Origin of the sequence: Amycolatopsis lurida (genome assembly GCF_900105055.1) — a bacterium.
GTDB lineage: Bacteria > Actinomycetota > Actinomycetes > Mycobacteriales > Pseudonocardiaceae > Amycolatopsis > Amycolatopsis lurida.
Map to the genome: position 1 here is coordinate 1,630,678 of NZ_FNTA01000004.1, position 11,711 is coordinate 1,642,388.

Sequence of the window (11,711 nt, forward strand, 5' to 3'; positions counted from 1 at the left end):
ACATTTCCCCCACATTCCTCGTATCCGGCCGCGCGACGCTCTTCGCATGCTGAAACACACCATCGCCGCCGGACTCGTCGCGGCCGGTCTTGTCGCTCTCGCCCCCGCCGCCTCGGCCCAGGCTCCGATCACCCTGAGCCCCGAAGAATCCCAGACGCTGTGCGCCGAATGGCTGCCGAAGCTCACCCAGCGCACCACCAACCTCACCGAACGCGTCAACGGCGGCCCCGAGGTCCGCGGTTCGGTGGCGAACCTCAAGGCCAGGGCCGAGGGCCAGCGCAAGAAGGGCCACAACGACGCCGCCGACCGGCTGCGGAAGCGCGCCGACAAGCGCAACGCCAGGCTTCCCGAGCTCACCACAGCGAAGCAGAAGCTCGAGGCGTTCGCGAACGCGCACTGCAAGGCGGGCAAGTGAAACGTCTCGTGGCCGCCGGCTTGACCGCGCTCGCGCTTTTCGGCGCGGCCGGGTGTTCCGACGAAGAACCCGCTTCGAGCCCGGCGCCGGGACAGCTGAGCGACGTCCAGCAGACCCTCGACTCGATCGAGCAGGACATGGCAGGCGACCCTGCCCCGTGACAGGATCGGCCGGTGACGACACAACCGGGACGCGGGCTGGTGCTGGTCGTCGAGGACGACCCCGCGATCGCCGAACTCGCTTCGCTGTACCTGCGGCGGGACGGGTTCGGCGTGCACGTGGAGCCGGACGGCGGCGCGGCACTGGCCACGATCCGGCGGCTGCGCCCGGTCGCGATCGTGCTCGACATCGGACTGTCCGGTATGGACGGTATCGAGATCTGCCGGACGCTGCGCGCGGACGGTGACTGGACGCCGGTGCTGTTCGTGACCGCGCGCGACGACGAGCTGGACCGCTTGCTGGGCCTGGAGATCGGCGCCGACGACTACCTGACGAAACCGTTCAGCCCGCGTGAACTCTCGGCGAGGGTCCGGACCGTCCTGCGCCGTGCCGCCGGACCGCCTTCGCCCGCCGAGACCTACACTGCGGGCGGCGTCCGCGTCGACGTCACCCGGCGGCGCGTGTGGGCCGCCGACACCGAGATCGCGCTGACGTCGACCGAGTTCGAGCTGCTCACCCATCTGGTGCGACGGCCCGGCCAGGTGTTCAGCCGCGAGCAACTGCTCAGTTCCGTCTGGGGTTACGCGGCGTCGGCGGGCACGCGGACCGTCGACGTCCACATCGCCCAGCTGCGCGGGAAACTGGGCGAGCACAGTCCGATCAGGACGGTCCGCGGGATCGGCTACGCGGCGGACGCCGGATGAACCGGACCTCACTCGCGCTGCGGATCACCGTGGTGTGCCTGGCGATCGCCGCGGTCGCGGTGGTGGTCGCCGGCTTGGTCGCGGCGCGGCTCATCCGCACCACCGGCACCGACGTGCTCCGGCAGTCGCTTTCCGCGCAGGCCGACGTGGTCGCGAGCCAGCTCGACGAGACCGGCATCGGCAACCGGCTCCGCGTCGGGAAGGCCGCGGAAGTGGTTCGGGGGCAAGGGATCGACGTCGTCGTCCGCCGTCCGAACGGGACGGTCGACGGTGACGGGACGGTCGCGGCGATCGCCGCCGCCGAAACGGGGTTCGCCCGCTCGGGCACGGTGGTCGTCGAAGGGCGGCAATACCTCGTCGAAGTCCGCGCGGTGGGCGAGAGAGGTGCCGCGTTCGCCCTGGTCCAGCCGACGGAGATCGGCGAGGCGCGCGGCAGGGCCTTGGTGCGCAACACCGTGCTCGCGCTCGGCGCCGGGCTCGCGGTCGCCGCGATCGCCGGGCTGCTGCTGAGCCGGATGCTGTCGCGGCCGCTGCGCCGGGCCGCGTCGGTGGCGAACGGGATGCGGTCCGGGCGCCGTGACCTGCGCGTTCCGGTGGAAGGGCCGTCCGAGGTCGCGGACGTGGCGAAATCGGTCAACGAACTGGCCGACGCCCTGCAGTACAGCGAAGCGCGACAGCGCGAGTTCCTGCTTTCGGTGTCGCACGAACTGCGGACGCCGCTGACCGCCGTCACCGGATTCGCCGAGGCGATCGGGGACGGCGTGGCCGAAGGCGAGGACGCGCGCCGCGCCGGGCGGACCATCCATCGCGAGGCGGAACGACTGGAACGCCTGGTCAGCGATCTGCTGGAGCTGGCGCGACTCGGCGCGGACGAGTTCCGCCTCGACCCGGCGCGCCTCGATCTCGCGGCACTGGTCGACGAATGCGCGGACGTCTGGCGGCTGCGCTGCGCGCGGCAGGACGTCACGCTGCTGGTGGAGCGGCCGGCCGGCGAGGTCCCGGTCGTCGCCGATCCGCGGCGGCTCCGCCAGGTCGTCGACGGCCTGGCCGAAAACGCCCTGCGCGTGACCCCGGCGGGCGCGCCGATCGTGTTCTCCCTGGTGGCGGCCGACGGGCAGGCCCGGCTGGCGGTGCGGGACGGCGGGCCCGGCCTGGCAGCGGAGGACTACCCGGTCGCGTTCGAGCGCGGGGTGCTGAACCAGCGGTACCGCGACCGCCGCCCGGTCGGTTCGGGTATCGGGCTCGCGCTGGCACACGGCCTGGTCACCCGCATGGGCGGGACGCTGACGGCGGGCCCGGCGCCCGAAGGCGGGGCCGCGTTCACCGTGGCCCTGCGGTCAGGCCGTGCCCGGTGAGACCGCGAGCGGACTCACCGGGCACGGCCTAGGGTGAACGCGTGGAGATGTTGCACCTGCGGTATTTCGTGGCCGTCGCCGAGGAACTGAACTTCTCCCAGGCGGCCCGAAGACTGCATATGGCCGCCTCCCCGCTGAGCCAGCGCATCAAGGATCTCGAACACGAACTGGGGCACCGGCTGTTCGACCGCAGCACGCACCACGTCACGCTCACCGCGGCGGGCGCCGCGCTGCTGCCGATCGCGCGCGACGTCCTCGAACAGGTCAACGCGATCCCCTGGCGGTTGCAGGAAGCGGTGAAACCCCGGCGCAGCACCGTGTTCATCGGTATCCCCGCCGGCGTGCACCCGGCGCTGAGGGAACGGGTCAAACGCCTCGAAGAACGCTGCCGCGACCGCTTCGAGCTCAAGCGCTGGCCCGGCACGACTCCCGATCTGGTCGCCGCGGTGCACCAGGGCAAGCTGGCGTTGTCGCTGGTCCGGATGCCGGTGACCGATCCCGCGCTGGAGATCGTCCCGGTGCAGGTGGAGCGGCTCGGCGCCGTCGTCCCGGCCGGCCGGTTCGCCGGACGGGAGACCGTCACCATCGCCGAATTGAGTGATCTGTCCTATATCCCGTCCGCTTCGGAAAGCATTCCTGCCTATTCGGACGATATGGACCACACCTTGTCGAAGGCGGGTATCAAGAAAAGGCTCAAAGTCGGCGGAACCGAATATTCGGGCATTTCCGAGCTGGTGGCGAACGGCTCGTCATTCTCGATCACGATGCTGGATCCGGCGAGCCCGATGCATCTGTTCCTCGTCGACGGCGCCACCATCCTCCCGTTCTCGGATTTCCGGCCCCGGCTGGAGACCGCCTTGGTCTGGCGACGGGACCGGGCCGAGGAGGGCGACCTCGCCGAACTGGTGGCCGGGGTGCGGGAGATCTTCGCCGAACCGCTTTCGACCTGATCGAGACCCCCGCGGCAGCCTGACGGGAAGACGGTGTTGCGAAAGCCACTTTCGCAACTTTGAAGGTTGCGAAAGTGGCTTTCGCAACGCTTCCAGCGACGCCAGGGCCAGCCAGGCGCACCGCACGGGATCCCCAATGTCGCGAAAGCCACTTTCAGGACATCCAACGTCCCGAAAGTGGCTTTCGCGACACCCGAGACCGGCACGCGGACAGCCAGGACAGAACGAAACGGCGCCCACTCTCGACCACGATCCCCACCCCCCAAGAATGGTATGACCACCGTGGTCATACCATTCTTCGTTTCTTGATCATTCCCTTTTCCGCTATTCGCGCCTAACTTCGGTTGTAGAGCGAACAACGGCGAAGGGAAGCAAAATGACACAAACCGCTACCGGACCCCTGGACGGCGTTCGCGTGATCGACCTCTCGACGGTGGTCATGGGCCCGTACGCCGCGCAGATCCTCGGCGACCTCGGCGCCGACGTGATCAAGATCGAGTCCCCGGCCGACACCGTGCGGGTCGGCAAGTTCCGCACGACACCGGGGATGACGCCGCTCAACCTGAACGTGAACCGCAACAAGCGCAGCGTCGCCCTCAACCTCAAGGACGAAGAGGAACGCGAGCAGGCGCTCAAGCTGATCGACACCGCGGACGTGCTGATCACCAACATGCGCCCCGGCGCGCTGAGCAGGCTCGGCATGAACCACGCCGACCTCGCCGCACGCAATCCCGGCCTGATCTACGCCCACGCGCAAGGGTTCCGCGGCGACTCCGACCGCGCGGGGCACGCCGCCTACGACGAGACCGTGCAAGCGGCGTCCGGGCTGGTCGACGTCGCGAATCGCGCCCTGGGCAAGCCGGTCTACCTGCCGACGATCATCGGCGACAAGGTCTCCTCCCTGACCATCGTCTACACCGTGCTCGCCGCGCTGGTGCACCGTGACCGGACCGGCGAAGGCCAGCGGGTCGAGATCCCGATGACCGACACGCTGATCGCGTTCAACCTCGTCGAACAGCTCGCCGGGCACGTCTTCGAGCCCGCGGAGGGCCCGACCGGCTTCGGCCCGTCGCTGAACCCCGGCCACCAGGCGGTGCACACCAAGGACGGCATGGCGTGCGTGATCCCGTACAACCCGCGGAACTTCCGCGACTTCTTCCACGCCGCCGGGCGGCCTGAACTGGCCGAGGACCCGCGGGTCAACGGTGACGCGCTCGACGGCGCCGACCACGAGGCGCTGGCCGCGATGATCGCCGAATGCGCCCCGGCGCTGACCACCGAGGAGTGGACCGAGGTCTGCGCGAAGCACAGCATCCCGATGGCCCCCGTCCTCGAACTCGACAAGGCGCAGGACGACGAATACGTCCGCGACGGTCACCTGCTCGACGTCGTCGAGCACCCGAGCGAGGGCTCGATCCGCACCATCGGCATCCCGGTGAAGTTCTCCGCGACCCCCGGCTCCGTCCGGCGGCTGGCTCCCCTCCCGGGTCAGGACACCGAAGAGGTCCTGCGCGAACTCACCACCACTCGCTGAGGAAGAAACCATGAGCACCGAAGTACGGACGGAACGGGTCGGCGGCACGCTGCTGATCACGATCGACCGGCCATCGGCCCGCAACGCGGTGAACGCCGCCGTCGCCGCCGGTCTGGCCGGAGCACTCGACCTCCTGGAAACCGATCCCGGCTTACGGGCCGGGGTCCTGACCGGCGCGGACGGTTCGTTCAGCGCCGGTATGGACCTCAAGGCGGCACTGAAGGGAGAGTCGCCCGAGATCCCCGGCCGCGGGTTCGGCGGGCTGACCGAGGCCGAGCTGTCGAAGCCGCTGATCGCGGCCGTCGAAGGCTGGGCGATGGGCGGCGGCTTCGAACTGGCGCTGGGCTGCGACCTGATCGTCGCCGCCGAGGACGCCAAGTTCGGGCTGCCCGAGGTGAAACGCGGGCTGATCGCCGCCGGTGGTGGCGTGATCCGGCTGCCGAAACGGATCCCGCACCACCTGGCGATGGAATTCCTGCTCACCGGTGAGCCGATCGGCGCCGCACGCGCCGGAAGCCTCGGCCTGGTGAACCGGGTCGTCCCGAGCGGCGAGGCCGCCGCGGTCGCCCTGCAACTGGCCGAACAGGTCGCCGCCAACGCTCCCCTGGCGCTGGCCCTGGTCAAGAAGATCGTCCGCGCGGCGGACGGCGTCCCCGACGCGCAAGCGTTTGCCACCCAGCGTGCGGAGCTCCCGGCGCTGATGAGCTCGGCCGACGTCCGCGAGGGCATGCAGGCCTTCGCCGAACGCCGCGCTCCACAGTGGACAGGTGAGTGAGATGAAACAGCAAGAAGTTCTCCGGCACGTGACCACGCCGCTCACGAATCCGGCGTACGCGCCGGTGGTGCCCCGGTTCACGAATCGCGAGTACCTGAACATCGTCTACCGCACCGACGCCGACGCCCTGCGCGCCGTCGTGCCGGAGCCGCTGGAGATCGACGAGCCGCTGGTGCGGTTCGAGGTGATGAAGATGGGCGACGTCAGCGGTTACGGGCCCTACACCGAATCCGGGCAGGCGATCCCGGTGAGTTTCGAGGGCGAGCGCGGCGAGTATCTGCACGCGATGTACCTCGACAACTTCCCGGCCACCGCGTCCGGCCGCGAGATCAGCGCCTACCCCAAGACCATCGGCTCGCCGAGCTTGTTCGCCGAGAACGGCGCACTCGTCGGGACACTGGACCACGGCAGCCAGCGGGTCGCGACCGCGACCATGGGCTACAAGCACCACCGCCTGGACGTGGCCGAGGCCGAAGCGCAGATCACCGTGCCGACGTTCATGCTCAAGACCATCCCGGACTACGACGGTTCGCCCCGGGTCTTCGAACTGGTCCGCACCGAGATCACCGACGTGGTGGTCAAGGAAGCGTGGACCGGGCCGGCGCGGCTGCAACTGTTCCAGCACGTGCTGGCCCCGCTCGCCGATCTCCCGGTGCTGGAGGTCGTTTCGGCGAGCCACATCCTCACCGACCTGACACTCGCCCCGGTCAAGCCGGTCTTCGACTACTTGAAGGGAGCTCGGTCATGACTTTTCGCACCGCCGCGGTGATCGGCGCGGGCACCATCGGCCTGTCGTGGACGGCGTTGTTCGCCGCGCACGACCTGGAGGTCCGGGTCTCGGATCCCCGGCCGGATCTCGCCGACGCCATCGCCGGCGCGCTGGAGACGTTCGCCCCGCATCTCGGCCGGACCGCCGCGGACCTCTCCCGTCGCGTCCACCTCGCGGCCGACGTCTCCGAAGCCGTCCGCGACGCGGATGTCGTGCAGGAGAACGGACCCGAGAACGTCGAGTTCAAGAAGGACCTGTTCGCGACCCTGGTCCGCGAGGCGCCGTCGCACGCACTGTTGCTCAGTTCGTCTTCGGCGATCCCCTCGACGGCGTTCGCTTCGGAACTGGACGACGCGTCACGCGTGCTGATCGGGCACCCGTTCAACCCGCCGCACCTGATCCCGCTGGTCGAGGTCGTCCCCGGTGAGCGCACCAGCGCCGAGTCGGTGGACCGCGCTGTCGAGTTCTACCGGTTCGTCGGCCGCACGCCGGTGGTGGAACGCAAGGAGATCCCCGGCTTCGTCGGCAACCGGCTGCAGAACGCGCTGAGCCGCGAGGCGATCTACCTGGTGGAACAGGGTGTCGTGTCACCGTCCGAAGTGGATGCCGTGATGACGAACTCGCTCGGCATCCGCTGGTCGACCGTCGGGCCGTTCCTCGGCTCGCATCTGGGTGGCGGACCCGGCGGCTACCGGCACATGGCCGAGCACATCGGCAAGTCGATGAAGCAGATGTGGGCGGGTCTCGGCACGCCCTCGCAGACCCCCGAAGAACAGGAACGGCTCATCGAAGCCGTGGAATCCGCTTACGGCTCCTCCACGTACTCGGAACTCGCCGAGACGCGCGACCGCAAGCAGCTCGCCGTGCTGTCCGCTTTGGACAGTGCCAGGGAGGAGAACTGACATGACCGCCGACTTCTACGCCTACGAGGACCTGCTGCCGGAGGAGGAGCGCAAGCTGCTGCTCAAGACGCGCGACTTCATGCGCACCGAGGTCAAGCCGCTGGTGAACGAGTACTGGGCCAAGGGCGAGTTCCCGCACGAGCTCGTCGGCAAGTTCCGCGAACTCGGTGTCGCCGGGCTGCCCTACGAGGGCTACGGCGAGCACCTTCCGGCCACCAGCCACCTGCTCAGCGGCATGATGGCGATGGAGATGACCCGCACGGACCCGTCGGTGGCCACCTTCTTCGGTGTCCACAACGGACTCGCGATGTACAGCATCTACTCCGGCGGCGACCAGGAACAGCGCGACCGCTGGCTCCCGTCGATGGCGGCGATGGACAAGATCGGCGCCTTCGCGATGACCGAACCGCTCGGCGGATCCGACGTCGCGGGCGGCATGCGGACGACGGCGCGCCGCGAGGGCGACACCTGGATCCTCAACGGTGCCAAGAAGTGGATCGGCAACGCGACCTTCGCGGACCTCGTCATCGTGTGGGCCCGTGACGAGGCGGACAACCACGTCAAGGGTTTCGTGGTCGAGAAGGACTCGCCCGGGTTCGTGCCGGTCAAGATCGAGAACAAGTTCGCGTTCCGGATCGTGGAGAACGCCGAGATCACGCTGACCGACGTGCGGGTGCCGGAGGCCAACCGGCTGCAGGGCATCGACTCGTTCCGCGACGTCGCCGAGATCCTGCGCGCGACGCGCGGTGGCGTGGCCTGGCAGGCGCTGGGCGTGATGATCGGCGCCTACGAACTGGCGCTGGACTACGCCAAGGAACGCGAACAGTTCGGCCGTCCGATCGCGCGCTTCCAGCTGGTGCAGGACCTGCTGGTGAAGAGCCTCGGCAACATCACCGCGTCGTGGGGCATGCTGGTGCAGCTGGCCAGGCTGCAGGATGCCGGGATCTTCAAGGACGAACACTCGTCTCTGGCGAAGGCCTTCGTGACCTCGCGCATGCGGGAGGTCGTAGCCTGGGGCCGCGAGATCTTCGGCGGCAACGGGATCGTGCTGGACAACGACATCATGCGGTTCTTCACCGACGCCGAGGCGATCTACTCGTTCGAAGGCACCCGGGAAATGAACACGCTGATCGTCGGGAAGGCCATCACCGGCCAGAGCGCCTTCGTGTAAGCCTCGCTTTGCGCATGAAGGCCCCCTTCCCTCGGGGGCCTTCATGCGTGTCTAGCGGTATTTGCCGCCGCAAGTCTTTTGGCTTCCGGAAGAGAAGCCGTCACGGAAGGCGGCGACCCTGGCGAAGCCGGCCGGGAGTGTCCGGCCCCGGACGTCCGCCGCGATCAGGCTGTTCCGCGTCAGCATCTCGGCGATGGCCTCGTCGAGGTCGCCCGGTGACAACGTGAGGGCCCCGCCGTCCACGAGGGTCGACGCCCAGAAACCGGTGAGGCACGCGGTGCGCTGCGCGGCCACCGGTCCGTCGAGACGGAACCCGCCCTCCTGCTGGACCGCGAGCGTGTAGCGGGACGCGACCTCCGCGAACGCGGCGAAGTCACCGATGCCGCCCTGCCTCCCCCGGCGCGGCGGGGTGCCGATGCGGACGAGACCGTCGAGATCGAGGTTGATCTGGTTGGACTCCGAACAGTACGACGCGAGCGCGTCCTCCGCCGTCACACCGCAGGCCGCTCCGGTGGTGAGCGTCGGCGGGGTGGCCGCGAGCCGGAAGGCCTGCCGCAGACTGGTGGTGAGGTCGGCGAGTGCCCGGCGGTCGTCGAGGCGGACGTTCGCGGCGGCTCGCTCGCCGGCAGCGGCGCCTTGTGTGCTCCGGCCTTCGATTTCCCGCTCGTCGATCTTCGCGCACCGGGCGGGCCCGTCGGTGAAGCCGAATTGGAACGCGGACACCCGATCGAACGCGTTGCCGTGCGCGCCCTCGTCGTCGAAAGCCACGCCGGCGGAGTCCCGGATCTGGAACAGCGCCGTGAGCACCTCGTTGAGCCCACGGCCGGTGGACACCCGGAACATCGGCGACCGGCCCTCGGCGACCCAGCGGAAGTACGCCCCGGTGTAGCAGTCGGCCTGCTGCTCCTTGACGATCGACGGGCTCGCGGCAGGCAGCCCCAGCCGGAACTGGACGGCGTGGCCGATCTCGTGGGCGAGCACGGCCATCACCGCCGCCGGGCCGATGGAGTCATTGAGCATCGGGAGCAATTCCCCGCGATCCCACGCGACGACGTCTTGCCCCGAGCAGTAGAAGGCGTTCACCAGACCGGCCGTCGAGGCACCACAGATCTCCCTGCCGCGCCCCGCCGAATCGTAGGAGACGAGTGTGGCCAGCGGCCGGAACTCGCGATCGAAGGTCGCGGGCAGATGCTCGCGCCAATACCGCTGGACGTCGGCGACGGCGTTGGCCGCGAGCCTGTCGATCTCCCCGCCGTCCCCACCGTCGACCGGGAGACCGGCGTCGAGCACGCCGGGTTTGAGACCACTGGGGCCGTCGGAGATCTCTAGCCCGGCGACGCGGGTCGGATCCACCGGTTGCGCCACCCCGCCCACGGTCGCGGCGCAACCGGCGAGGCAGAGGGAGAGACCCACCAGAATCGTCCGACGCTTCATCACACCATCCCTGTCGCCCTGACTTCCCCGACTCCAGGGACACGGACGGCGGCACGACACGGTTCAAAAGAATCTTGGGCGCTTCTTGGAGGCGACCGGCGTGATCACGCTCGCAATTAGCCGACTAATTGCTTTAGCGTAGTCGTCGTGTCGCGCCGAATCACCCTTCGGTGTTGTCCGCACGTTTCGCTCGTCGCTTAAAATTACGAACACATGTTCTATTTGTTCGGGTATTATTGAGGGGTGTCCGAGACCTTCCTTCCCGAGTTGCCGCAGGAGTTGTGGCGCGCTGGCAAGCTGGAGCTTGCCCATGGCGTGCAGCAGTCCTTGCAGGTGATCAGGATGGCCACCGCCGGACTGGGGCGGTATTTGGCGGAGGTCGAGTCTCGGGGCGTGAAGGACTTGTACGGGTATGGCCGCACGGCTGCATGGTTCGCCGATATCGCGGGGTTGTCGGTCGGTGAAGCGGGTGCGGTGGTGAAGCGGGCGATCGCCCTGAACCCGACTCGTGCGTTGGAAGGCAGCGAGGTTCCGGCCGCGCTGCCTGCCACTTCAGCGGTCGCTGCCGAGGGGTTGGTCGGGGACGAGCGGATCGATCAGATCCTGGAGATTCTGAAGAGGCTTCCGGCCGAGATCTCGGCAGAGGACCGGGCGAACGCGGAGAAGATTCTCGCCACTCTCGCCCGCGACGCTGGTCCTCGCCAGTTGGCGGACGCTGAAGCGAACCTCCTCGCCTTGCTCGACCCCGACGGCAAGGAGCCCAAAGACCCGGAACCTGCTGAGCCGCGCCGGGAGATCACCCTGGAGCGTCGCAAAGACGGGTTCTGGAAACTGACCGGTCTCCTGGATGACGAGGCCGGTGCCCGCACCGCTGCCGCGCTGGAGGCCTACGCGCAACCGCGGCCGGTGGACGAGTTCGGCCAGGCGGATCTGCGGATGAAATGCGAGCGCATGGGTGACGCCTGGGTCGACCTCCTCGACCTGGCCATCGCCTGCCCGGACCAGCCCGGCACCAGCGGCTACCGCACCCTCGTGAACGTCACCATCGGCCTCGAGGAACTCAAATCCGGCCTCGGCACCGCGTGCCTGGATTTCGTCGGCACGATGACCGCGAGGGAAGCCCGGCTGGCGGCCTGTGACTGCCTGATGCTGCCGGTCGTGCTGAGCGCCGCCGGAGAACCCCTCGACGTCGGACGACTCAGACGGTTCGTCACCCCAGGCCAGAGACGGGCGTTGAACATCCGCGACGGCGGCTGCGCGTTCCCTGGCTGTCATCGGAAACCCAAGAATTGCCACGCTCACCACATCCATCACTGGGCAGACGGCGGACCGACGGATCTCCGGAATCTGGTGCTGCTGTGCGGGTTCCATCACCGGCTGATCCACCACGGCGACTGGCAAGTCCGCATGGCGGCCGACGGGTTACCGGAATTCATCCCTCCCCAATACCGAGACCCGCTCCGACATCCCCGCCGCAACACCCTGCATCGCGTCTGAGCCCCGAGGAGCCCGCCAGCCACACCGGCGACGGGCCCCTCGGCAT

12 protein-coding genes are annotated in these 11,711 nt (G+C 68.7%); 11 read left to right on the forward strand and 1 reads right to left on the reverse strand.

Annotated elements, in window-relative coordinates; all coding sequences use genetic code 11:
* Positions 1-46 precede the first annotated feature (46 nt).
* From BLW75_RS12815 to BLW75_RS12855, 10 genes are all read left to right on the forward strand, one after another.
* Positions 47-415: a hypothetical protein gene (locus BLW75_RS12815; RefSeq protein ID WP_034312251.1), complete on the forward strand. Its 369-nt coding sequence runs from the start codon at positions 47-49 to the stop codon at positions 413-415.
* Complete coding sequence (locus BLW75_RS42785) at positions 412-576, forward strand: hypothetical protein (protein WP_167373492.1); 165 nt, start codon at positions 412-414, stop codon at positions 574-576. The genes BLW75_RS12815 and BLW75_RS42785 overlap by 4 nt, the downstream gene beginning before the upstream one ends.
* Positions 577-588: 12 nt before the next feature.
* Positions 589-1,278 carry a response regulator transcription factor gene (locus tag BLW75_RS12820; protein ID WP_034312253.1) on the forward strand — a complete coding sequence of 230 codons (690 nt, stop codon included), beginning with the start codon at positions 589-591 and terminating at the stop codon, positions 1,276-1,278.
* On the forward strand, positions 1,275-2,633 hold the full coding sequence (locus tag BLW75_RS12825; RefSeq protein WP_034312255.1) for a HAMP domain-containing sensor histidine kinase: 1,359 nt from the start codon (positions 1,275-1,277) through the stop codon (positions 2,631-2,633). The genes BLW75_RS12820 and BLW75_RS12825 overlap by 4 nt, the downstream gene beginning before the upstream one ends.
* 41 nt (positions 2,634-2,674) lie before the next feature.
* On the forward strand, positions 2,675-3,583 hold the full coding sequence (locus BLW75_RS12830; protein WP_034312257.1) for a LysR family transcriptional regulator: 909 nt from the start codon (positions 2,675-2,677) through the stop codon (positions 3,581-3,583).
* 376 nt (positions 3,584-3,959) lie between these two features.
* Entirely contained in the window at positions 3,960-5,117 is a 1,158-nt protein-coding gene (locus BLW75_RS12835; RefSeq protein WP_034312260.1) for a CaiB/BaiF CoA transferase family protein, read from the forward strand.
* Positions 5,118-5,127: 10 nt separating this feature from the next.
* Complete coding sequence (locus tag BLW75_RS12840) at positions 5,128-5,892, forward strand: crotonase/enoyl-CoA hydratase family protein (RefSeq protein WP_034312262.1); 765 nt, start codon at positions 5,128-5,130, stop codon at positions 5,890-5,892.
* A gap of 1 nt (position 5,893) precedes the next feature.
* A complete protein-coding gene (locus BLW75_RS12845; protein ID WP_034312263.1) occupies positions 5,894-6,640 on the forward strand; it encodes an acetoacetate decarboxylase in 747 nt (248 codons plus the stop codon).
* Positions 6,637-7,563, forward strand: coding sequence for a 3-hydroxyacyl-CoA dehydrogenase NAD-binding domain-containing protein (locus BLW75_RS12850; RefSeq protein WP_034312266.1), 927 nt, complete (start codon positions 6,637-6,639; stop codon positions 7,561-7,563). The genes BLW75_RS12845 and BLW75_RS12850 overlap by 4 nt, the downstream gene beginning before the upstream one ends.
* A 1-nt stretch (position 7,564) precedes the next feature.
* Positions 7,565-8,734 carry an acyl-CoA dehydrogenase family protein gene (locus BLW75_RS12855; RefSeq protein ID WP_034312268.1) on the forward strand — a complete coding sequence of 390 codons (1,170 nt, stop codon included), beginning with the start codon at positions 7,565-7,567 and terminating at the stop codon, positions 8,732-8,734.
* Between the two features lie 51 nt (positions 8,735-8,785).
* Here BLW75_RS12855 and BLW75_RS12860 read toward each other — a convergent pair whose 3' ends face one another.
* Entirely contained in the window at positions 8,786-10,168 is a 1,383-nt protein-coding gene (locus BLW75_RS12860) for a neutral zinc metallopeptidase (RefSeq protein ID WP_034312270.1), read from the reverse strand.
* Between the two features lie 243 nt (positions 10,169-10,411).
* Here BLW75_RS12860 and BLW75_RS12865 point away from each other — a divergent pair, with 243 nt between their 5' ends.
* Positions 10,412-11,665, forward strand: a complete 1,254-nt coding sequence (locus BLW75_RS12865; protein ID WP_091597431.1) for an HNH endonuclease signature motif containing protein — start codon at positions 10,412-10,414, stop codon at positions 11,663-11,665.
* Positions 11,666-11,711 lie beyond the last annotated feature (46 nt).